The organism is Micromonospora sp. NBRC 107095 (assembly GCF_030269705.1).
GTDB lineage: Bacteria > Actinomycetota > Actinomycetes > Mycobacteriales > Micromonosporaceae > Micromonospora > Micromonospora parva.
On record NZ_BSTU01000004.1, the window covers coordinates 629567 to 652841 of the forward strand.

Genomic DNA, 23275 nt, shown 5'->3' on the forward strand with positions numbered 1-23275 from the left:
TACACGATGGTGAGTGTCTTCGACTATCCCATCAGGAGAGATTCTCACCATCCGCGTACAACGAGTCACGTTCTGAGGATCATGGTTGACACCTTGCCCTCAGGGGCGAGACTGCCCCTCATGCCAAGCGGGGGCACTGTGTTGTCGATCGACCTCAGCTCGTCGGCCATCGCGGCCACCGTCAGCCGGCAGGGTCTCAAGGTCCCCATCCTCATCGACGGTCGCCTCGTCATGCCGCCTGGCATCGTTATCGGGCCCGCAGGAGAGATCTACGTCGGTATCGACACCATGACCGTGACGTCGCTGCCGACAGACCACCGGTTCGTCGATAACCCGACGGACCTCCTCGGCCGGCCCATCAACACCGCTGATGAGGCGCGACCCGATCCGGTGGATCTACTCGCCGCCGTGCTGCGGCACGTCACCCATCACGCTGCCGTCCACGTCAACGGACCGATCACCGCGCTCACCGTGACCGTGCCACCGAACTGGGGACCACGCCGCTGCGGACACGTCAGCGAGGCAGCAACCCGCGCGGGATTTCCACCCCCAGCCCTTGTCAGCGCACCCGCCGCCCTCGCTGCCTACGCCACAATGCTCGGCGTCATCGCGCCGGAAGGCTCCTGCATGCTTATCTGCCAGGCAGACCGCGAACCGGCAACCCTCACCGTCTTGCAAACCGCCGCCGACGGCTACCGCGAACTGGCGACACAGCAGATCAGTCTTGCCCATGACCTCGACCACCTCATCGCCCACCACGTCGTCCAGACGGCCACCGCAGACGCCGACCCATCCCACGCGATGATCACTGCGCCCAGTAGCGACCAGGCAGACGTCGGACGTGCGCTCCTGGAATCTGTCCGCACCGCCAGGCAGCTACTCACGACCCAGGACCAAGCCGCGATCCTGCTGCCCGCGCCTCGCCAACCCGCCGTCATCACCCGTCACGACGTCACGGCCGCCGCGCGGCCCCTCCTCGACCAGATCCCTGGCGCAGTCGACGGACTCCTCGATGCGGCCGACGTCGACAAGGCGCACCTCGCTGGCGTCGTCCTCAGACCAGCCCTCGGCGTACCCGCGCTGGCCGAAGCGCTCGCCGTGTCCACCGGCAAACCCCCCACGCTCATCGACCACCCCCGTGCCCTCGCCGACGGCGCCCTCTCGCTCACCACCACGCACCAATCAGGCTCGGCAGCCGTCGCACGGCTACCCCGCGTACGCCTACGTATCAGCGACCTCACCGGTGCCCTGCTCCTCGGTGCCTGTTCCCTGGTCCTGCTCCTGCAAGCCGTCCTCAGCGCCTACATCACCACCTTCAGCACCTGGGTCGTCGGTGTCCGCACCTCCTTACCGCAACTCGGCGCTGCCGGCGCACTCGTGATGCTCACCGCGTTCGCCGTTGCGCACCTCGCACCCACCACCTTGCTCGCCGGGGCACCCACCGCATCAACACCCGAACCCACCACTGGCAGCCTCATTCGACGCGGATACCTCACGACCGCCGTCGGCGGCGCCATCACCGCAGCCCTCTATGGCCTCGCCACCGGCACCGCCGTCGAATACGGCTACACCCCCTATCTCAAATGGACCCTCGGCGCCGCCCTACCGTTGGCCGCCTGCGCCGCCGTCATCGCCGCGACCGCACCCCGCATCCCCGCCGACGCGCTACCCACGTGGCTCGCCCTGACCCGCCCCGCCGTCACCCACGCGATCACCGCCACCGTTGGCATCTACCTCATGCGCGCCGCAGTCACCCTCACCACACCCATCTCCACGAACGCCGTCGCCCCCATCGCTGGCAGCATCGGCGCAGCCCTCGTCGGCATCGCCACCGCCCTCACCATCAGCCGCCGCCGTACGATCCGCGCCATCACCGCACCCGGCCTCGCCATCGGCTACGCCCTCGTCTTCACCGGTGACACCACCGGCGCCCTCATCGTTGGCTACCTCGCCGCCCTCACCTGGTGGGGCATCCGACTCACCGCACACACCCTGCGGCTCGCCTTCCCCCAGCCAGGAACGGCGCTGCGCCGCCTCGCCGACCGGACCGACAACTGAAGGACCGCGAAGCCTCTCGGGCCGCCTCACTGCACCTACAACGCCGATGACAACGACGCCCGTCGCATCCACCCTCCGCGCAGCGTCTCCGTCGGCCAGCAGCAGATCCTCAACCAACTCGACCCGTTACTCGTCCGTGTTTTCCTACCTAATACTCCAGCAGGAGATCCGTTCGGGCCTGCCGCGGTGGTGTGGTTTTGTCCGTGGGCGTGGAGCAGCCACCGCTGAGTCTCGTGGTTGTGTGGACCAAAGATACGGCGGTGGCTGCCGCCTACAGAGTAGACGCCCGGCGATGGTTGGGGCTGTTTGACGAGCTGATGGACGTGGTCGGGTCGCGGTTCGGGCGGCCTGAGCCGCGTCGGCGGGTGCGGGACTTCGTGGCCGGGCTGCTGGCGCCGTTGCCGACGAAGAACTGTTGGACGATCGCGGAGCACGCTGGTGACGATGGCCCGGGTGGGATGCAGGATCTGATCGGTCGGGCCCGGTGGGACGACGCGCAGGTCCGCGCCGATGTGCGGGACTTCGTCGCGGTCAAGCTCGGGCATCCGGACGGGGTGCTGGTCATCGACGAGACTGGGGATCTGAAGAAGGGTGTGCACACCGTCGGGGTGCAACGGCAGTACTGCGGTACCGCCGGGAAGATCGAGAACTGTCAGCTGGCGGTGCACCTGTCGTATGCCTCCCCGGCCGGGCACACCCTGGTCGACGTCGCTCTCTACCTGCCGAAATCGTGGGCCGAGGACCCCGCTCGCCGGGCTGAGGCCGGGGTGCCCGACACGGTTGGGTTCGCCACGAAGCCGCAGCTGGCACGGCGGCTGATCGACACCGCCGTCGCGGGTGGGCTGCCGTGTCGGTGGGTTGCCGGCGACGAGGCCTACGGCGGTGACCCCCTTCTGGCCGCGGCCCTGCGCCACCACGAGCTGGGCTATGTCCTCGCGGTCGCCTGCTCGCACCGGGTCCCCACCGGACTGGGTGTCCAGCGATCAGACCAGATCGCCGCCGGTCTCCCCACCGGGGCGTGGCAGCGGATCTCCGCCGGTCAGGGGGCGAAGGGTCACCGCTACTACGACTGGGCGTTCGTCACCCTGCCCCTGGCCGTCGACGAACACCAGGGCCACCACTGGCTGTTGATCCGCCGCAACCGCAGCACCGGTGAGCTGGCGTTCTACCGCTGCTGGTCACCCGAACCGGTTCCGCTGCACCACCTGGTGGCCGTCGCCGGCCGACGCTGGAGCATCGAGGAATCCTTCCAAGCCACCAAAACCGGCCTCGGCCTGGACCAGCACCAACACCGCCGCTGGCGAGCGTGGCACCGCTGGACCACCCTCGTCATCGCCGCCCACGCCTTCCTCGCCGCCGCCGCAGCCAGCACCACCAGCCCGGACGGCCTGATCCCGATCACCGTCAACGAAGTCCGCCGCCTGTTCCACGCCCTGGTCATCGAACCCGCCCGACGCGTCGGCGACGTCATCGCCTGGTCCATCTTCCGACGCCAACACCAAGCCGCAGCCAAGATCAGCCACTACGCCCGACAAGCCCTCACCGAGCCCTGAAACGGATCTCCTGCTGGAGTACTAACCGCGTCAAGGCAACTGAGCCAGCAGTCCACCAACGTCAACAACCGACCAGAGAACTCCTGACACGCCCGCCGAGAAGGAGGCAGGCGAAATACCACGCCTACATATAGCGATACGTATAGCAGCAGACGAGTGCCGGTTGAGCGAAGGCTCAGCCGGCACTCGCATTTTCGAAAGGAGTTCCAAAAATCGCCAAAGCGCACCAACAGTCCTGGTCATCCAAATCTTGCCACCACGACGGTCGACTGAGCCCGAGACCGAACAACTTCGAGTGACCCAAGCAATACGAGACTTCGAGCCGACCAGTCGTCCCAACGCACGGGCCGGCAATCCGGCCAGCGCACCGATCTCAGGACCTCCAGCTCAGCCGCGCTGGCAGACACGCGAATGCCACTGCACCAACCCACCGAGCGAACGCGCCACCGCACCTCAGCGAAAGGGCACAAACATGGGAACGTTCCAGATTTTCCGGATCCGCATTGATGTCGAGCAGGCCAAGCGGGCGCGCCCTGCAACCTGCTCAACGGGCACGCACCAATCGCCCGCGTCAAGCTTCGAGATCCAGAGCAAGCATCTCCACCGAAACGAGAGGCAATGCCCGGAGCATCTCGCGGTAACAACAATCAACGAGAGGCTTGACACCATACGACCAAAAAGGGTGGATAAACAGCCACAGTCGATAAATCTCACGACCGCCTTTGGCAGTGATAGCGCCAAGGACCCCCGATACCAATCATGCTGGAACCCTGAAAGGACGCCCGATCCATGCCCACCCCACCCCCGCACCGCCGCCGGTTCCTCACCACCCGGTGGCCGGCAGCCTGCCGGCCGCGTCACGCCGCGCCGACTGCCCGGCTCCACCAGCATGTTGGGTCGCCGATGAACGTCTCAGCCGCCCTGGAATGGCGGCCAGACCCTCTCCTGAGCATCGACGACGTCGCCGCCTGGCTGGGCAAGCCCAAGAACACCCTCTACGCCTGGCACAGCCGAGGCAAGGGACCCCGCGCCATCCGCGTCGGCAACACCCTGCGCTACCGACGCAGCGAAGTCGAACGCTGGCTCGACGACCACACCGACGCGGAGCGCTGACCCCATGGCCCGACCTGAACTACCGCTGGGCACCTGGGGCAAGATCCGCACCCAGAAGCTGGGGCCCAGTCGGTTCCGCGCCCGAGCGCGGTTCCGCGATTACGACGGCAAGACCCGCGACATCGAGGCCACTGGCACCACCGGCCCGGCCGCTGAACGGGCGTTGAAGGTCAAGCTACGTGACCGCACGACCCCCAACGACGACGAGATCACCCGGGAGACCCGCGTCAGCAGACTCGCCGACCTGTGGATCGAAGAGATCACCACGGAAGAGCGGATCGCACCACAGACCATCCAGCGATACGAGACCAGCACGCGCAACGCGATCCTGCCCGCCCTGGGCAACCTCCGCATCAGAGAAGCAAGCGTCGGGCGCCTGGATCGGTTCCTGCGCGACATCGCCAAGGACCGTCCCTCGGCAGCCAAAGGCGCGAAAGTCGTCCTGAGCCAGATGTTTGCCCTGGCCGTCCGTCACGGCGCGATCCCCACTAACCCCGTTCGCGACACCGGTCGGCTTCGTAAACCTCGCCGCACGGTCGTCGCCCTCACCGACGAGAACCTCCAGGCCGTCCGGACTGCGATCCGCGACTGGCAGCGACCAGTCCCCGGAAAGCCTGGACCACGGCACAGCGGCGATCTGGCGGACGTCGTCGACCTGATGCTCGCCACCGGTGCCCGTATCGGTGAGATCCTCGCTCTGCGGTGGGAGGACCTCGACCTCGCCGCCGAACGCCCCACCCTGACGATCTGCGGCACGCTCGTCTTCGTCAAAGGCCAGGGCTTCTTCCGCCAACCCTGGACCAAGAGCGACGCCGGCTGGCGGATGGTCGTGCTGCCTCGGTTCGCCGTCGGCATGATCATGGCCCGCAAGCTCGTCGCCGCCGACAACCCCCACAACGCGATCTTCGCCTCCCGACGCGGCACCTGGCTGTCGCCCAACAACGTCCGCCGTCAGTGGCGCGAGGCCCGCGCCGACACCGACCTCGCCTGGGTCACCCCCCACACCTTCCGCAAGACCGTCGCCACCCTCATCAAGGAAGAGACCGACACGAAAAGCGCCGCAGCACAGCTCGGACACTCCAGCGAGGAGGTCACCGCCACTTACTACATCGCCAAACCCGCCCAAGCCCCCGACGTCTCGGACATCCTCGAGCGACTCGGCACCGACAGCAGGCGACGCCCCACACCCGCATTGCCCAACGATGCGCAGGGATGACGAACCTGGTTCCCGACCCCGGTAAATGGGGGGTTTTCGGGGGGCGGTTCAAAACCCCATAGACAAACTTAAAGCCCTGACCAGCGTTTCCGCTGGTCAGGGCTTTTTGTCTGTCGGGACGGCCGGATTCGAACCGACGACCCCTTGACCCCCAGTCAAGTGCGCTACCAAGCTGCGCCACGTCCCGCCCCCGCGTGGTTTCCCCCGCGGCAGCCGGTACAGCTTAGCGCAGCAGTCTCGGGTCCCCCACACAGGCCCCACCAGCGTTGCGGGGCAGGCGAACCACCCCACAACCCCTAAAGCATCCTAGGAGGATGGGGTGATGGGTGGGGCAGAGAGATGCCGGATGGGCGAGGCCCATCCGGCATCTCTTAAAAGAACTCTGGACGGGGTCAGCCGTGCGCCTTGCCTCGGCCGCCGGGGCCGAGCTTCTTTCGCGGGCGGACCGAGATCTCGATCGGGCTGCCCTCGTACCCGAATTCCTCGCGGAGCTTGCGCTCGACGAACCGCTGGTAGCCGGCGTCCAGCGGGCCGGTGGTGAAGAGCACGAACCGTGGCGGCGCCACCCCGGCCTGCGTGGCGAACAGGATCCGCGGCGCCCGTCCACCACGCACCGGGTGGGGGGTGGCCTGCACCAGCGCGGTCAGCCACTGGTTGAGGTGCGCGGTCGGCACGCGGGTTTCCCAGCTGGCCAACGCCTTGTTCAGGGCGGGGGCCAGCTTGTCCACGGCACGGCCGGTCATCGCCGACAGGTTCAGCCGGATCGCCCAGGGGATGCGGCGCAACTCCCGGTCGATCTCCTTGTCCAGGTAGTACCGACGGTCGGCGTCGACCAGGTCCCACTTGTTGAACGCGATGACCAACGCCCGGCCCGACTCGGTCACCATCGACAGGATCCGCTGGTCCTGCTCGCTGATGGGTTCGCTGGAGTCCAGCAGCACCACGGCCACCTCGGCGGCCTCGATCGCGCCGGCGGTACGCAGGCTGGCGTAGTACTCGGTGCCGCTGGCCTTGCCGACCCGCTTGCGCAGCCCGGCGGTGTCGACCAGTTGCCAGGTCTGACCGCCGATCTCGACCAGGCTGTCCACCGGGTCCACAGTGGTGCCCGCCACCGAGTCGACGACCGCCCGCTCCTCACCGGAGAACCGGTTGAGCAGGCTGGACTTGCCCACGTTCGGCCGACCGACCAGCGCCACCCGGCGTGGTCCCCGCGGACGGTTCTCCACGATCGCCGGCGCCTCCGGCAGTGCCGCGAGGATGGCGTCCAGCAGGTCGCCGGAGCCGCGTCCGTGCAGCGCGGACACCGGGAACGGCTCACCGAGACCCAGCGACCACAGCGAGGTGGCCTCCATCTCGATGGAATTGTTGTCGGCCTTGTTGGCCACCAGGATCACCGGCTTGGCGCTGCGTCGCAGCATCTTCACCGCGGCCTCGTCCACGTCGGTGGAGCCCACCATCGCGTCGACCACGAAGAGCACCACGTCGGCGGTGACGACAGCCGTCTCGGCCTGCGCCGCGATGGCCGCCGCCCGGTCCTTGGCGTCCGGCTCCCAGCCGCCGGTGTCCACCACTGTGAACGCCCGGCCGTTCCACTGCGCGTCGTACGGGACCCGGTCGCGGGTCACGCCAGGAACGTCCTCGACGACCGCCTGCCGGCGGCCGATGATCCGGTTGACCAGCGTCGACTTGCCGACGTTGGGGCGGCCGACCACGGCCACCACCGGCTGCGGGCCGCTCGGCTCCTCGACGGCGACGTCGGGCTCGCGCAGCTCCACCCAGGAACCCTCGCTCATGCCGCTCCTCCGCTTCGCTCCGGACCGCCATGAGACACAACCGCGCTACTCATGCCACGCCCCGCTCGGTGAGCAGGTCGCGCATCCGCGCCACGACCTCGTCGATGCCCAGCTCGGTGGTGTCCAGCACCACCGCGTCGGGCGCCTGGGCCAGCGGGTTGACCTTGCGGGTCGAGTCGAGGCGGTCCCGCCGCGCCAGGTCGGCGGCCGTGGCCGCCACGTCGGCGGCGTCCTCGGCGCTGCGCCGGGCCGCACGGGCCGCCTCGGAGGCGGTCAGGAAGACCTTCAGGTCGGCGTCCGGGGCCACTACCGAGCCGATGTCGCGGCCCTCGACCACCATCCGACCGGCGTTGGCGATCATCTCCCGCTGCCGGCCGACGAGCAGTTCACGAACAGCCGGTACGGCGGCGACGGCGGAGACCGCTCCGGTCACCTCGGCGCCACGGATCTCCGCGTCCACGCCGACCCCGTCGACGGTCACGCCGTACCCCTGCGGGTCGGTGCCGATGCGCAGGTCGACCTCGCCGGCGACCTTCGCCACCGACGCGGCGTCGGTGAGGTCCACGCCGGAGCGCAGCACGGCCCACGTGATCGCCCGGTACATCGCCCCGGTGTCCAGGTAGCGGGCACCGAGGGCGGCGGCGAGCCGCCGCGACACGGTTGACTTCCCCGAACCGGACGGCCCGTCCACAGCGACCACACATCGCCCGAACCGTACGTTTTCCTCCACCGTGTCCTCCTCAGCCCGTACCTCACGGATCGCCCGGTGAGCTGGCGCCGCAAGCGGTTGTCAATCGTCATCAATCATGCCCGGGTCGTCTGGCGAACCCGCGCGCGACGTCGCCGGAGGCGATTCACGCCACCCGGGCGACCGCGTCCCGGCCGTCGGTGGAGCCTACCGGCTGCCGTACCCCGAACTCGGGGGTCAGTCACCCACCGCGTGGAACAGGGCCGCGACCTCCGCGTTGGTCAGGCGCCGCAGACGCCCGGTGCGCAGGTCGCCCAACCGGATCGGACCGATGGAGGTACGCACCAGACGGGTGACCGGGTGCCCGACCTCGTCCATCAATCGCCGGACGATGTGCTTGCGCCCTTCGTGCAGGCTCAGCTCCACCTGGGCGCTCTTGCCCAGGGTGCCGACCACCTTGAACGAGTCGACAGTGACCGGCCCGTCCTCCAGCTCGACGCCCGCGAGGAGCCGCTTGCTCAGGTTGCGCGGGATCGGCCCGACCACCTCGGCGAGGTAGGTCTTCAGCACCTGGTACGAGGGGTGCATGAGCTTGTGCGCGAGGGTGCCGTCGTTGGTGAGCAGCAGCAGGCCCTCGCTGTCCGCGTCGAGCCGCCCGACGTGGTACACCCGCTGGTCCAGCCGCCTGCCGATGAAGTCGGCCAGCTCGTTGCGGCCCTTGTCGTCCGCCATGGTGGTGACCACCCCGCGCGGCTTGTTCATCGCCACGTAGACCAGTCGGGTGTCGACCTGGAGGCGCTCTCCGTCGACGTGGATCACGGCCTTGGCCGGGTCGACCTTGTCGCCGAGCTTGGCGACCCGCCCGTCCACCGTGACCCGGCGGCGGAAGATCAGGTCTTCGCAGGCACGCCGGGAACCCACGCCGGCGGCGGCGAGCACCTTCTGCAGGCGCTCAGCCCCCTCGAAGACGGGGGCGTCGGGTTTGGGGACACGGTTATCGGGTCGCATCAGCAAGCTCTTCTACGTCGTCGGGCAGGAAGGGTGCGAGGGGCGGCAGCTCGTCGACGGTGTTCAGCCCGAGCTTCTCCAGGAACAACGTGGTGGTCCGGTAGAGGAACGCCCCGCTGTCCTGTTCGGTGCCGCACTCCTCGACGAGGCCACGGGTGACCAGCGTACGGATGACCCCGTCGCAGTTCACACCCCGGATGGCTGAGATTCGCGAACGGGTCACCGGCTGCTTGTAGGCGACCACGGCGAGCGTCTCCAGCGCCGCCTGGGTCAGCCGCACGGACTGCCCGTCCAGCACGAACCGCTCAACATACGTAGCGTATTCCGGCCGGGTGTACAGCCGCCACCCGCCGGCCGCCCGGCGCAGCTCGAACCCGTGCCCGGCCGTGGTGTAGCCGGCGGCGATCTCGTCGAGCATCGGCCCGACCCGCTCGGCGGGCTGGTCCAGCACCTGGGCCAGCACCAGCTCGCTGACCGGCTCGTCGACGACCAGCAGGATCGCCTCCAACGCGCCGCGCAACTCGGCGTCGGACAGCTCGGGCGCGGGCTCCGGCGCGGCCGTCGCCCGCCGCCGCCCCGCCGACTGCCGCCGGGGTACGTCCCCCGCCGCGCCCGAATTACCGGCCGTGTCCTCCGTCACCGCGCCGAGGTCCGGCCCGGCCGTGGGCGGCGTCACCGCACCCAGGTCCGTCGCCGCAGGGTTCACCTCGTCCGAGGCCACCCCGTCCGGGTCTGGCTCAGCCGGGCCGAGGTCCGGCTCGCCGGGGCCGGCGGCGGATCCGAGGTCCGGTCGGGGCGGTGCCGCTCCGGGTTCGTCGGTGTCCGGTGCCGGCTCGTCCGGCGGCGCGGACGGGTCGGCGGCAGGCGGGCGAGGGCGGGCCCACGGGGGCACCCAGGCGGCGGCCTGGTCGGCCAGCGAGTCCCGGCGTTCCTCGTCACTCATCCCGCGCACCCTCCGTCGTCTCCGTCCCGTCCGGCCCGCTGGCCTCCCCCACCGACCCGAGCCCAACGCCCGCCGGTCCAGGCGCAGCCCGCGCCGCTTCAGGCGCAGCCCGCGCCGCTTCAGGCGCAGCCCGCGCCGCTTCAGGCTCAGCCCGCGCCGGTTCAGGCGCAGCCCGCACCGCTTCAGGTCCACCCGCCGTCGGCGCAACCGCAACCCCCGCCGGCTCCGGGTCGTCGGCAGGGGTGCCGGCGTACTCGTCGACGTGCAGCTCGGTGTCGCCGTCGGCCGGGCCGGTCCAGCGCACCGTCAGCTCCTCCAGGGCCTGCTCCTGCACGAACGTCACCAGGCCCTCCCGGTACAGCTCCAGCAGCGCGAGGAACCGGGCCACCACCTCCAGGGTGGCCTCGCAGTCGGCGCAGAGCAGCGAGAAGGTGGCCGTGCCGGCCCGGCGCAGCCGCGCGGTGAGGATGGCCGCGTGTTCCCGGACGCTGACCCGGACCATGTGCACGTGGGCGATGGACACCTCCGGCACCGGCTTCGGGGTCATCGCCTTCACGGCCAGCTTCAGCAGCCGCTGCGGGCCGATGCCGAGCACCAGGTCGGGCAACGCCTCGGCGTAGCGGGGTTCCAGGCTGACCGCGCGCGGATATCGTCGGCCGCCGACGGCCTCCAGCTCGGCGATGTGCGCCGCCGCCTCCTTGTACGCCTTGTACTGCAACAGTCGGGCGAAGAGCAGGTCCCGGGCTTCCAGCAGGGCGAGGTCGTCCTCGTCCTCGACCTCGGCGGCGGGCAGCAGTCGGGCGGCCTTCAGGTCGAGCAGGGTCGCGGCGATGAGCAGGAACTCGCTGGCCTCGTCCAGGTCCCAGTTGTCGCCCATCGCCCTGATGTAGGCGATGAACTCGTCGGTGACCGTGTGCAGGGCCACCTCGGTGACGTCGAGCTTGTGCTTGCCGATCAGTTGCAGCAGCAGGTCGAACGGGCCGGTGAAGTTGGCCAGCCGCACCGTGAAGCCGGTGGCGGCCGGGTCGGCGGGCTGCCCACCGTCGACCACGGCCGCGGTGGCGGTCTCGGGTGGGTCGATGGGTGGCGCGGTCACCGGACGACCGTAGTCCACGAGGCGGGCACCGGGCGTTCCGGCTACCGCTCCGACTGGGCGGCGATCACCTCGCGGGCCAGCTGACGGTAGTTACGTGCCCCGGAGGAGGCCGGGTCCATCGTCGTGATGGGGGCACCGGCCACGGTGGACTCGGGGAACTTGACCGTCTTGGTGATGACCGTCTGGTAGACCTTGTCGCCGAACGCCTCCACCACCCGCTGCAGGACCTGGCGGCAGTGTGTGGTGCGGCTGTCGTACATCGTGGCGAGGATGCCTTCGAGCTCCAGGTCGAAGTTGAGCCGCTCGCGCACCTTGTCGATGGTGTCCAGCAGCAGTGCCACACCGCGCAGGCTGAAGAACTCGCATTCGAGCGGGATGAGCACACCGTGCGCGACGGTCAGCGCGTTGATCGCCAGCAGGCCGAGCGACGGCTGGCAGTCGATCAGGATGTAGTCGTACTCCTTGCGGACCGTGCGCAGGACCCGGGCCAGGGCCATCTCCCGGGCGACCTCGTTGACGAGCTGGATCTCGGCGGCGGAGAGGTCGATGTTGGCCGGCAGCAGGTGCAGGCCCGCCACGTCGGTCTTGATCAGGACGTCCTCGGCGGTCACGTCGTCCTGCATGAGCAGGTTGTAGACGGACAGGTCGAGGTTGTGCGGGTTGACGCCCAGGCCCACCGAGAGGGCGCCCTGCGGGTCGAAGTCGACCAGCAGGACCTTGCGGCCGTATTCCGCGAGGGCGGCGCCCAGGTTGATGGTGGTGGTCGTCTTGCCGACGCCACCCTTCTGGTTGGCCATCGCGATGATGCGCGCGGGGCCGTGCCGGTCGGTCGGCATCGGCTCGGGGATGGGCTTGCGCATCGTGTAGGCAGCCGGGTCCGCGGGACCGAGGTCCGCGCCGAGCGTGGCCTGCTGCTCGCGGAGCTCCGACGTCCAGGTCTCGGCACGGTCACCGTTGCCAGCCATGTGCTCGTTGCCCCCTCCCGACGACCCACCCGGCGTCGGAGCCGTCCGACGTCCTTCGCGGCGCCGCTGCGCACCCCGGTCGTGTCGCTCCAGGAGGTCCGCGCCGATGCCGACTGTACGCCACCGACCAGCAGGGGGTTCGGCACCGGCCCGGCGTGTCGGCGCCGACCGCGACCGGTTCAGCCCCGGGCGCGGGGATGAGCGGTGGCGTACACCTCGCGCAACCGCTCCACCGTGACCAACGTGTAGACCTGGGTGGTGGTCACCGAGGCGTGACCGAGCAGTTCCTGGACCACCCGAACGTCAGCGCCCCCGTCGAGCAGGTGGGTGGCATACGAGTGGCGCAGGGTGTGCGGGGAGACGGCGGCGGGCCCGTCGACGGGCAGTCCGGCCCGGTCGGCGGCGCGGCGCAGGATGCCCCAGGCGCCCTGGCGCGACAGCGCGCCGCCGCGGGCGTTGAGGAACACCGCCGGGGTGCCCCGGCCGACGGCGGCCAGGCCGGGGCGGGCCCGGACCAGGTAGGCGCGGACCGCGTCGACGGCGTACCCGCCGATGGGCACCAGCCGCACCCGGCCGCCCTTGCCGCGCAGCAGCACCGTGCCCTCGTCGGTGTCGAGGTCGTCCACGGCGGCGCCGACCGCCTCGGAGATGCGCGCGCCGGTGCCGTACAGGAATTCCAGCAGCGCCCTGTCGCGCAGCGCCAGCGGCGCGTCGTCGCCGGTCGCGGTGATCGGGCCGGCGGTCTCCAGCAGCCGGACCACGTCGTCGACAGGTAGCGCCCGGGGCAGCCGCCGGGGCGGCGTGGGCGGGCGGACGTCGCGGCTCGGGTCGACGCCGGTCAGGCCCTCGCGCAGCGCGAAGCGGTGCAGGCCGCGGACCGCGCTGGCCGCGCGGGCGGCGGAGGAGACGGCGAGGGGCGGGTGCGCGTCGTCGCCCGCGCGCAGTCGGGCCAGGTGGGCCTCGACGAGGCCGGCGCCGACCGACGCGAGGTCGGTGACGCCGGCGTCGACCAGGGTGGCGAGATAACGATCCAGATCCCGCCGGTACGAGGCGAGCGTGTTCGCGGAGAGGCCACGTTCGACGGTCAGGTGGTCGAGGTAGCCGCGAACGGCGCGGCGCAGCGCCGACGTGGGTGCGGTGCCCACGCCGGCGCCGGCTAAGTCGTCGGTCAGTGCCATGCTCCTCGGCTCGCTACCGCTCGGCCGCCACCGTTCAGGCCAGCACGTCGGCCAGCGGGAGCACGTCCATGCCGTGCGCCTCGGCGACCGGGCCGTAGGTGACCTGACCGGCGTGGGTGTTCAGGCCCAGCGCGAGGGCCGGGTCGTTGCGCAGCGCCTCGCGCCAGCCCTGGTTGGCCAGTTCCAGGGCGTACGGCAGGGTGACGTTGGTCAGCGCGTACGTGCTGGTGTTCGGCACCGCGCCGGGCATGTTCGCGACGCAGTAGAAGATCGACTCGTGCACCTTGTAGACCGGGTCGGCGTGCGTGGTGGGGCGCGAGTCCTCGAAGCAGCCGCCCTGGTCGATGGCGATGTCGACGAGCACGCTGCCCGGCTTCATCCGGGACACCAGCTCGTTGGAGATCAGCGTCGGGGCCTTCGCGCCGGGCACCAGCACCGCGCCGATGACCAGGTCGGCGTCGAGCACGGCCCGCTCCACCTCGTACGCGTTGGACGCGACGGTCTGCAGGTGGCCCCGGTAGATGGCGTCGGCCTGGCGCAGCCGGGCGACGTTCTTGTCCAGCAGCAGCACCTCGGACTGCAGGCCCAGCGCGATGGCGGCGGCGTTCATGCCGGAGACGCCGGCGCCGATGACGACGGTCTTGGCCGCGTACACGCCGGAGACACCGCCGGGCAGCACGCCGCGCCCACCGCCGGTGCGCATCATGTAGAAGGCGCCCACCTGCGGGGCGAGCCGGCCGGCGACCTCGGACATCGGGGCGAGCAACGGCAGCGACCGGTCGGGCAGCTCGACGGTTTCGTACGCGATGCCGGTGACCCGGCGGTCGATCAGCGCGTCGGTGCACTCCTTGGAGGCGGCCAGGTGCAGGTAGGTGAAGAGCACCTGCCCCTCGCGCATCCGGTGGTACTCCTCGGCGATCGGCTCCTTGACCTTGAGCACCAGCTCGGCGGTCTCCCAGACCTCGTCGGCGGTGGCGAGGATCTTCGCGCCGGCGGCGGCGAACTCCTCGTCGGTGATGCTGGAGCCAACCCCGGCGCCGGACTCGACGAAGACCTGGTGGCCGCTGCGGGTGAACTCGTTGACGCCCGCTGGCGTGATCGCCACGCGGTACTCGTGGTTCTTGACCTCGCGTGGGATTCCGACCTTCACGATGCAGACACCTCTCTTCGGGGCTGCTCTCCCCCGACTGCTCGGTGCCGCGGTGGCCCCTTTGCCATCGCGGTACACCGGTCCCGCGGCGGCAGTCTAGGCGCGCCCGACGCCGCCGAGAGCCAGCACAGTGGCATCCGGTGCCCGGGTGTCCTGACGAAGTGTCAGGGCACCACCCGGATCGAGCGGTCGAGCGTCACCTCAGCCGACAGGACAGTGTTTCACCATTATCGTCCCATCTGCCGGGTGGCGGTGCGGACAGCCGGCGAGTGGATCACTAAGGTGTCCGGCCATGACCACTCCTCCTTATCAGCCCGGCTACCCCCAGCCGGGGTACCCCCAGGGCGTTTCCGACAAGAGCAAGATCGTCGCGGGCGTCCTCGGCATCCTGCTCGGCTTCTTCGGGGCCGGCCGGTTCTACATCGGTGACGTCAAGACCGGCGTGCTGCAGCTCGTCGTGAGCGTGGTGACCTGCGGCGTCGGCAGCATCTGGGGCCTCATCGACGGGATCCTCATCCTGGTCAACGGCGGCACCGACGCGCAGGGTCGTCCGCTGCGCGACTGACGGACCGGACAGCGACAAGGGGCCCCGCGGCTGACCGCGGGGCCCCTTTCGCGCGTACTCCCCCACCGGCTGGACCGGCGGGGACGCCTCAGCGCGGCAGCGGCGCTTCCGCCCGACGCAGCCGCGTGAAGCCGGTGTCCCGGGCGCGGGCGGCGGCCAGCAGCCCGGCCACGGCGGCGGCGTTGGTGACCTCACCGGCCAGGACCATGGCGACCGCCTCGTCCAGGTCGATCCGGACGACCTGGAGGTCGGCCTCCTCGTCGTGGCGCTCGTGCCGCTCGTCGGCCGGCACGTCGGCGAGGTCCCGGGCCAGGAACACCCGGACGATCTCGTTGGTGAACCCCGGCGAGCTGTGCAGGTCGACCAGCACGTCGATCCGCCCGGCGGTCAGGTCGGCCTCCTCGGCCAGCTCCCGCAGCGCCGCCGCCGGCAACTCCTCGCCGGAGACGTCCATCAGCCCGGCCGGCAGCTCCCACAGGTGCCGCCCGATCGGGTGCCGGTACTGGCGGATCAGCACCACCTGCCCGGCGTCGTCGAGCGCCACCACGGCCACCGCCCCGACGTGCCGGACCAGGTCCCGCAGCGCCGTCCCACCGCCCGGCATGCTCACCTCGTCGGTGACCACGTCGAAGATGCGCCCCTGGTACCGCTCCTGCCGGGACCGCACCTCGTAGCGGTGCTCGAGCCCGCTCACGCCGCCGCCCCGCTGCGCGCGGCGCCGGCGTGCGGCACCCGACTGAGCCGGCTGGTTCGCTGGCTGCGCTCCCTCACGACGGGGACGCCGCCTTCGTCGCGGCGCCGTTGCGGGCGGCCTTGCGCGTCGTCGGAGCCTCCGCCGCCACGTCCAGGTCCACCGGCAGCTGATCGGCCTGCGAGTACGCCACCGCGGCCTTGACGAACGAGGCGAACAGCGGGTGCGGGCGGGTCGGGCGGCTCTTCAACTCGGGGTGCGCCTGGGTGGCCACGAAGAACGGGTGCAGGCTGCGGTCCAGCTCGATGAACTCGACCAGTCGGCCGTCCGGCGAGGTGCCGGAGATGTGCAGGCCCGCCTTGGTCAGCGCGTCCCGGTAGGCGTTGTTCACCTCGTAGCGGTGCCGGTGCCGCTCGCTGATCTCGGTGCTGCCGTACGCCTCGGCGACGATCGAACCCTCGGTCAGCGTCGCCGGGTACGCGCCCAGCCGCATGGTGCCGCCCAGGTCACCCCGGCCGGCGACGATGTCCTCCTGGTCGGCCATCGTGGCGATGACCGGGTGGGTCGCCTGCTCGTCGAACTCCAACGAGTTGGCGCCGTCCAGACCGGCCAGGTGCCGGGCCACCTCGATGGTCATGCACTGCAGACCGAGGCAGAGGCCGAGCAGCGGGATGCCGGCCTCCCGGGCGTACCGGGCGGTGCCGATCTTGCCCTCGATGCCGCGGACGCCGAAGCCGCCCGGGATGAGGATGCCGTCCACGCCGGCCAGGGCCGCCGCCGCGCCCGCCGGGGTGACGCACTCGTCGCTGGGCACCCACTTGATCTGCACCCGCGACCGGTTACCGAACCCGGCCGCCCGGATCGCCTCACTCACCGACAGGTACGCGTCGGGCAGGTCGACGTACTTGCCGACCACCGCGACGGTGACCGTGTGGCGGGGGCGGTGCACCCGCTCCAGCAGGTCGTCCCAGCTGGCCCAGTCCACGTCCCGGAACGACAGGCCGAGCCGGCGCACCACGTACGCGTCGAGCCCCTCCCGGTGCAGCACCTTCGGGATGTCGTAGATGCTCGGGGCGTCCGGGGCGGCGACGACCGCCTCGGCGTCCACGTCGCAGTACAGCGACAGCTTCTCCTTGAGCTTCTCCGGGATCTCCCGGTCGCAGCGCAGCACGATGGCGTCCGGCTGGATACCGATGTTGCGCAGCTGCGCCACGGAGTGCTGGGTCGGCTTGGTCTTCAGCTCGCCCGACGGCGCCAGGTACGGCACCAGCGAGACGTGCAGGTAGAAGCAGTTGTCGCGGCCCAGGTCGTGGCGGACCTGGCGGATCGCCTCCAGGAACGGCAGCGACTCGATGTCGCCGACGGTGCCGCCGACCTCGGTGATCACCACATCGGGGAGCTGACCGTCCTCGTCCGGATCACCCATCCCCACGATCCGGGACTTGATCTCGTTGGTGATGTGCGGGATGACCTGGACGGTGTCGCCCAGGTATTCCCCCCGGCGCTCCTTGGCGATCACGTCGGAGTAGATCTGGCCGGTGGTGACGTTCGCCTTGCCGGACAGCGCCCGGTCGAGGAAGCGCTCGTAGTGCCCGACGTCGAGGTCGGTCTCGGCGCCGTCCTCGGTGACGAAGACCTCACCGTGCTGGAACGGGTTCATCGTCCCCGGGTCGACGTTCAGGTAGGGGTCGAGCTTCTGCATCACCACGCGCAGCCCGCGCGCGGTCAGCAGGTTGCCGAGGCTGGAGGCGGTGAGGCCCTTACCCAGCGAGGAGGCGACGCCCCCGGTGACGAAAATGTGCCTGGTCGTCCGTGCTGATGGGGCCAAGGCCTGCTCCCGTGTCGTCTGTCGCGGTCATGCAGACCGCCGTGCTTGATCAGCAAAGTGATCACGCGATCCACGGGATTCGACGGTAACACCTCCCGGGCGGGTACCCGCAGGCCGCACCCCGGCTGCGACACCTGCGGGACATCCGGACGAGGCCCGGCGCTCAGGACGCGGCAACCTCCGTCGATGACCGGGAGACCTGCCGGGGCGGCACGGGCACCGGCGGCGTGCCGCCCGGCGTCGACCCGCTCGCGGCCGGCCCGGCCGGATCGTCGGCGTCCCCACCGTGCTCCCCCGGAGCGTCCGAGCCCGCTCGGGTGACGGTCGCCGGCGCGCCCACCGGCGGGTCGCCGATCGGAGCGGGGTGCGCGGCGCCCAGTGGCCCGCCGCCGCCGGTCGGGCCGTCACCCCCGTCGACCGGGCCCACCCCGCCCGGCCCCGACTCGTCGTCGGCGCCGTTGGCCCGGGAACGGGCCGGTGCCGGGCGGGTCCGGTCCGCGGCGTGCCCGAGCACCCGCAGCGACGCCAGGGCCGCCATCGGCACCACCAGGGCGGCCGCAGCACCCATCACGTCCAGTGCCGCGCCGTCGAGCACACCACCGAGCACCGCGGCGACCACCGTGCCGGCCAGCGCCGCCCGGATCGCCGGGTAGATGCCGAACAGCCGCATCAACCCACCCCACGGCTGCAACAGGGCGAACCACACGAGCAACCCGCCGGCCAGCGCCAGCACCGTCAGTGGGCTGTTGACCAACGTCTCGAAGTTCTCCGTGCTGGACCGGTGCACGGCGAACCCGCCGGTGCCGTCACCGAGCGCGGAGAGGAACCGGCCCAGGCTGCCCCGCTCGCCCGGAGGACGCCGCAGGTCCACCACGGCGAACCCGATACCGACCGCCAGCGCGGCCATGGTGGCCCAGGCCAGCCGGCTGATCGTCAACCAGCCGCCGGCGCTGATCACGGCGGCGACGCTCACCCCGGCGGTGAGCGCGATCGCGCCGACCGGGTCGGCACCCAGGTACGGGCTGCCGACCACCACCCCGGCGAGACCACCCACCGCCACCATCACCGCTGGCCGCCAACCCCGGTGCACCCGTTGGGCGAACCAGCCGCCGGTGACCAACGCGCCGGCGAGGAACACCCCCAGCCCCACCGTGCTCAGCCCGGCGTAGCGGCCACCCTGCAACGCCGAGTAGCCGACCACGCCGTTGAGCTGGAGGCGGGCCCCGGTGAGCACGTCCAGCCCGACCACGAGCGTGGTGAGGCCGGCCACCGCGCCGACCGGCCCGAGGGTGTTCGCGTACCCGGGCGCGAAGCGCACCGCCGCCGTGCCGGCGGCCACCAGCAACGCCGTCACCCCGGCGAAGATCCACCCGGGGTGCCCGCCGCGCCACCAGGGCACCGCGTCGGCCAGCAGCGCCGCCGGCACCGTCAACGCCGCGGCGACCAGCAGCAGCTCCACCACCGCCACGATCCGCCCGGAGACGGGCGTCGGACCGGCCGGGCCGGCATGCGGGCGGGCCCGGCGCAGCAGCGGCAGGATCGCGAGCGCCAGCAGCACCTGCACCCCGGCGAGCAGCGCGAAGAACCCACCGGAGACCGCACGCTGGGCGGCGGCCTCCCGGTCGGCGTTCGCCGGTGCGGCGATGGCCTCGGCTAGGTCGGTCGGACGGTCACCGGTGCTGATCGCCGGGCGGCCGAGGAAGAGCCGCTCCGGCATCGGCCGGCCCAACGCGGCGAGGGCGGTCGGCGCGAGGTCGACAAGTTGCAGGTACCCGTCGCGGCCGGTACTGGCGGAGGTGAGCCACCCCCGCTCCCAGCCCGGCCCGTCGGCGACCGCCACGTGCAGCCGCGACGGCTGGGTGGTGTCGGAGATCCCGGCGACCAGCACCAACGACCGTGGGGGTCGCGCCGCCAGCACCCGGGCCAGCTCGGCGTCCGCCGCGCGGGCCTCCGCGGCGCGGGTCGCCGGGTCGGCACCCCCGACCGTGCCGAGGTCGACGATGCTCAGCACACAGGAACCGAGCAACGGCCGCGGGTCGGCCGGCAGCGCCGACGCGTACCGGTCGACGCGGCCGAACGGTCGGGCGGCGGCCACCGCCGCGCCCGGGCCCACCGCGACGGAACACCGCACCGACTCCGACAACGAGCCGGGCAGCGCACCCCAGGGCAACCGCTGCTGGTTGTACTGGACCACGCTCTCCTGGTCGGGCAGGTTCGCGCCGATGCCGTCCGGTTGTTCCACAGTCACCGCCGTCGCCGGGCAACCACCGGCCGCCCGGCTGCCGTTCCACGCGGCGAAGCTGCCCGCGCCCACCGTCAACCAGCCGTCCACCGGGCAGGTGGGTCGGTGCGCGGAGCGCACCGACAGGGAGCCGATCGACCCGTCCTGGGCCATCCGCCACAACGTCGGGGTGCGCTGGGGATCCACGTCCTCCCAGCGCAGCCCGGCGATCCCGGCGAGCACCACGAAGTCGGCGGTGCGTTGCGGAGTGCCCTGGGGTGGGCGGGCGGCGAGCGCGGTGACGCCCAACGCCACCACGAGCACTGTCAACAGGGCGGGGGCGATTCGGCGCAGCATCACCGGTGTCCCGTTCTCGGGGCGTCGGAGCCCGGGGCGGCCGCCGGGCCACCCGGACTCCCGGCCAGCTCGGCGTAGAGGGCGACGAGCGTGGCGACGGTGTCCGCCTCGGTCGGCCACGTCGCCGCCCGTTCGACGCCACGCCGGCTCAGCTCCGCCCGCGCCGCCGGGTCGTCCAGCAACGCGCGTACGGCCGCGTCGACAGCGTCCACGTCACCGGCGGGGACCAGGGTGGCGGCGTCGCCGACCAGATCCGGCAGTCCACCGACCGCCGTGGCCACCAGCGGAACACCGGCGCGCAGCGCCTCCTGGGCGAAGAGCTGCCGCGCCTCCCAGTCGCTGGTCACCACCGCCAGGTCCGCGCCGGCGAGCAGGTCGGCCACGTCGGTGCGGTGCCCCAGCAGGGTCACCGGCGCGCGGGCGGCGGAGGTCCGTGCCGCGAGCGGCAGGTAGGCCGGCCCGCTGCCCGCGATCACCACGACCGGCGGCGGGGTACGGGTACGCCAGCGGGCCGCCGCGTCGATCAGCACGTCGTAGCGTTTCTGCGGGTGCAGCCGACCGACCGAGACGATCAGCGGCTGGTCCGGGCGGACCCCGAACTCGGCGCGTACCGCCGCCGGGCGCCGACGCGGGGCGGGCAGTGTCGGCGCGGCGACCGGGGCGAGCCGGGCGTCGGCGGCGCCCACCTCGGCGGCCCGTCGCACCAGGTCCTCCGAAGCGCCGAGCGCCACCCGCACGCCCCGGGCCACCACCCGTTCGACGAGCCGGGACACCCCGCCGCGCAGGCCCCCGGCGAGCACCGCGTTGTGCCAGGTGACGACCAGCGGGGCGGTGGAACGGGCCAGCACGGCGACCAAACCGGCCCGCAGGCCGTGCGCGTGCACCACGTCGACGCTGGCGGCGGCGAGCACCCGACGCAGGGCGAGCACCGCCCGGGCGTCGGCCGGAGTCGGACTGGCCGGAATCTCCACCGGCGCGAAACGCGCACCGACACCGGTGAAGTCGAACTGCTCCTGAGTCGCCGCAGGCCCGCAGACCAGCACGCTGGTGCCGCCCGCGACGAGGCCACCGGCCACCGAGCGGACGTGCTGGCCGACGCCACCGGTGCTCGACGCGAGCACCAACGCGACGGTGCCCGACCAGCCGGTAGGCAGAGCTGGCTCAGTCATCGCGTCGCCGTCTCCTTCCCGTCGCCCCGCTCCGCGGCGTCCGCGCCCGGTGTCGGCGCACCGCCGGACGGCCCCCGCCGGCCCAGACGCCGCAGCACCCCGGCGAGCAGTGGCTGTACGTCCCGCCGGTCGACGAACCAGACCACGGCGAGGAACACAACCCCAACCAGAACCCCGGACAGCATGCCCTGACCGAACGCCGCCGCGATCGTCGGGGTGCCGCCGTCCGACGGGGCGAGCCAACCGGTCAGGCCCCACCCGGCGAGCCCGGCGAGCACACCGCCGAGGCCACCGGCCGCCCCGGCCCGCCCCGCGCCGGCGAGGGCGCCACGGCCGGCGCCGCGCAGCACCGCCAGGAGCAGCAGCGCACCGAGCACCAGCATCCCCACCGAGTTCGCCGACGTCACCGCGAGCACCCGGTCCGCGGTGGGCAGCAGTGCCGCCAACGGCAGCGCCACTGCCGGAACGACCAGCCAGCCGAGCGTGATCGCCACCGTCGCCGGCCGGGTGTCGCCGCGCGCGTACAGCGCGCGGGACAGGATCGCGAACACGCCGTAGCCGAGCAGACCCGGCGCGAATCCGATGATGGCCGCCGCGGTGGACGCCGGATTGTCCGGGTAGAAGAGGGAAGCGACCGGCTGCGCGGTACCGATCAACGCCGCGGCGCCCAGGCAGCTGAAGAGCAGCACGCCCCGCACCGCGCTGGACAGGGTCCGCCGGTAGCCGTCCTCGTCGCCGGCGGCGCTGGCGGTGGCCAGGGTGGGGTACGACGCCACCGCCAGCGGCACGGCGAGCACCGCCCACGGCAGCAGGTAGATCGCCTGGGCCAGGTTGAACACCTGCGGGGAGCCGGTGGGGCCGCCGGAGACCCGGTTCAGCACCACCAGCAGCGCCACCTGCTGCGCGGCCACCGTCACCGCGCCGGCCGTGGCGAGCCCGCCGATCCGCGCCCGGGCGTCATCGGTGAAGGCGTACCCGAACCGGGGCCGTAGCCGCAGCCCCCGCAGCGGGATCAGCAGCGAGAGCGACAGCACCACCACCCCCACGGTGGTGCCGCCGGACAGGAGCAGTTCGCCACTGCGGCCGACCTGGGCGACGGACACCCCCCGCCCCTGGGCGGCGCCGAAGGCCACGTAGACGACGACCACGGTGAGGCTGGACAGCAACGGCGCGATGACCGGCCAGGCGAAGCGTCGGTGCGCCTGCAGGACGCCGGTGAGCACGATGCCGATCCCGTACAGCGGCAGCTGCGGGGCGAACACGCGCAACATCCGGGCGCCGGCGGCGAGTTCCGCCGCCGATCGTCCCTCGCTGATCAGCGAGATGATCGGGTCGGCGAACACGGCGACGAGCACGGCGAGGGGAACCAGCAGGCTCACCGTCCAGGTGAGCAGGGCACCGGTGGTCGCCGCCACCGCCCGCCGGTCCTGCGCCGCGACCGCCCCGGCCAGCAGCGGCACGACCAGGCTGGCCAACGCCCCACCCGCGACGATCTCGAAGACGATGTTCGGCACCGTGTTCGCGATGACGTACATGCCGCCGAGGTCGCTCTGCTCGACCACCCAGGTGAACACGGCGGTACGGCCGAAGCCGGCGAGTCGGCTGGCCACGGTGAGGACGGCGATGAGCGCGGCTGCCCCGGCCAGCCGGCCGGCGCCGGCGAGGGGTGCCGGTCTGTTCACG

General features: G+C 71.7%; 18 protein-coding genes and 1 tRNA gene. 5 read left to right on the top strand and 14 right to left on the bottom strand.

The features are described from left to right. Positions 1 to 6 precede the first annotated feature (6 nt). From QSK15_RS22655 to QSK15_RS22670, 4 genes are all read left to right on the top strand, one after another. Positions 7 to 2058, top strand: a complete 2052-nt coding sequence (locus QSK15_RS22655; RefSeq protein WP_285796170.1) for an Hsp70 family protein — start codon at positions 7 to 9, stop codon at positions 2056 to 2058. A gap of 317 nt (positions 2059 to 2375) precedes the next feature. Continuing rightward, positions 2376 to 3611, top strand: a complete 1236-nt coding sequence (locus QSK15_RS22660; protein WP_285796201.1) for an IS701 family transposase — start codon at positions 2376 to 2378, stop codon at positions 3609 to 3611. Between the two features lie 903 nt (positions 3612 to 4514). After that, positions 4515 to 4724: a helix-turn-helix transcriptional regulator gene (locus QSK15_RS22665; protein ID WP_285796171.1), complete on the top strand. Its 210-nt coding sequence runs from the start codon at positions 4515 to 4517 to the stop codon at positions 4722 to 4724. Positions 4725 to 4728: 4 nt separating this feature from the next. Next, on the top strand, positions 4729 to 5940 hold the full coding sequence (locus tag QSK15_RS22670) for a tyrosine-type recombinase/integrase (protein ID WP_285796172.1): 1212 nt from the start codon (positions 4729 to 4731) through the stop codon (positions 5938 to 5940). A 113-nt stretch (positions 5941 to 6053) separates the two neighbouring features. Here the strand turns inward: QSK15_RS22670 and QSK15_RS22675 are convergent. From QSK15_RS22675 to ald, 9 genes are all read right to left on the bottom strand, one after another. Next, positions 6054 to 6127 (bottom strand) — tRNA-Pro (locus QSK15_RS22675). A 205-nt stretch (positions 6128 to 6332) separates the two neighbouring features. Next, a complete protein-coding gene (gene der / locus QSK15_RS22680) occupies positions 6333 to 7733 on the bottom strand; it encodes a ribosome biogenesis GTPase Der (protein ID WP_030334870.1) in 1401 nt (466 codons plus the stop codon). 49 nt (positions 7734 to 7782) lie between these two features. Then, positions 7783 to 8463: a (d)CMP kinase gene (gene cmk / locus QSK15_RS22685; RefSeq protein ID WP_030334872.1), complete on the bottom strand. Its 681-nt coding sequence runs from the start codon at positions 8461 to 8463 to the stop codon at positions 7783 to 7785. A gap of 195 nt (positions 8464 to 8658) precedes the next feature. Beyond that, complete coding sequence (locus QSK15_RS22690; protein ID WP_030334874.1) at positions 8659 to 9429, bottom strand: pseudouridine synthase; 771 nt, start codon at positions 9427 to 9429, stop codon at positions 8659 to 8661. Then, the gene (gene scpB / locus QSK15_RS22695; RefSeq protein ID WP_285796173.1) at positions 9416 to 10372 is read right to left on the bottom strand and encodes an SMC-Scp complex subunit ScpB; all 957 of its coding nucleotides are present in this window, start codon (positions 10370 to 10372) and stop codon (positions 9416 to 9418) included. Before scpB ends, QSK15_RS22690 begins: the two co-directional genes overlap by 14 nt. Next, a complete protein-coding gene (locus QSK15_RS22700) occupies positions 10365 to 11468 on the bottom strand; it encodes a segregation and condensation protein A (protein ID WP_502889638.1) in 1104 nt (367 codons plus the stop codon). Before QSK15_RS22700 ends, scpB begins: the two co-directional genes overlap by 8 nt. A gap of 41 nt (positions 11469 to 11509) precedes the next feature. Then, positions 11510 to 12433 carry a ParA family protein gene (locus tag QSK15_RS22705; RefSeq protein ID WP_030334877.1) on the bottom strand — a complete coding sequence of 308 codons (924 nt, stop codon included), beginning with the start codon at positions 12431 to 12433 and terminating at the stop codon, positions 11510 to 11512. A 179-nt stretch (positions 12434 to 12612) separates the two neighbouring features. Continuing rightward, positions 12613 to 13611 (bottom strand): site-specific tyrosine recombinase XerD, encoded by a 999-nt coding sequence (locus tag QSK15_RS22710; RefSeq protein WP_285796175.1) that lies wholly within the window; start codon positions 13609 to 13611, stop codon positions 12613 to 12615. Positions 13612 to 13645: 34 nt separating this feature from the next. Then, a complete protein-coding gene (ald, locus tag QSK15_RS22715; protein WP_279519840.1) occupies positions 13646 to 14761 on the bottom strand; it encodes an alanine dehydrogenase in 1116 nt (371 codons plus the stop codon). 226 nt (positions 14762 to 14987) lie between these two features. Here ald and QSK15_RS22720 point away from each other — a divergent pair, with 226 nt between their 5' ends. Beyond that, positions 14988 to 15326, top strand: coding sequence for a TM2 domain-containing protein (locus tag QSK15_RS22720; protein WP_051708703.1), 339 nt, complete (start codon positions 14988 to 14990; stop codon positions 15324 to 15326). 88 nt (positions 15327 to 15414) lie between these two features. Here QSK15_RS22720 and QSK15_RS22725 read toward each other — a convergent pair whose 3' ends face one another. The 5 genes from QSK15_RS22725 to murJ form a co-directional block, all read right to left on the bottom strand. Further along, entirely contained in the window at positions 15415 to 16020 is a 606-nt protein-coding gene (locus QSK15_RS22725; protein ID WP_285796176.1) for an NUDIX domain-containing protein, read from the bottom strand. A 73-nt stretch (positions 16021 to 16093) separates the two neighbouring features. Then, a complete protein-coding gene (pyrG, locus tag QSK15_RS22730) occupies positions 16094 to 17845 on the bottom strand; it encodes a CTP synthase (protein WP_285796177.1) in 1752 nt (583 codons plus the stop codon). A gap of 163 nt (positions 17846 to 18008) precedes the next feature. Further along, positions 18009 to 20423 carry a hypothetical protein gene (locus QSK15_RS22735; RefSeq protein ID WP_285796178.1) on the bottom strand — a complete coding sequence of 805 codons (2415 nt, stop codon included), beginning with the start codon at positions 20421 to 20423 and terminating at the stop codon, positions 18009 to 18011. After that, positions 20423 to 21592, bottom strand: coding sequence for a glycosyltransferase family 4 protein (locus tag QSK15_RS22740; RefSeq protein ID WP_285796179.1), 1170 nt, complete (start codon positions 21590 to 21592; stop codon positions 20423 to 20425). The genes QSK15_RS22735 and QSK15_RS22740 overlap by 1 nt, the downstream gene beginning before the upstream one ends. After that, the gene (gene murJ, locus QSK15_RS22745; RefSeq protein ID WP_285796180.1) at positions 21589 to 23274 is read right to left on the bottom strand and encodes a murein biosynthesis integral membrane protein MurJ; all 1686 of its coding nucleotides are present in this window, start codon (positions 23272 to 23274) and stop codon (positions 21589 to 21591) included. Before murJ ends, QSK15_RS22740 begins: the two co-directional genes overlap by 4 nt. Position 23275 lies beyond the last annotated feature (1 nt).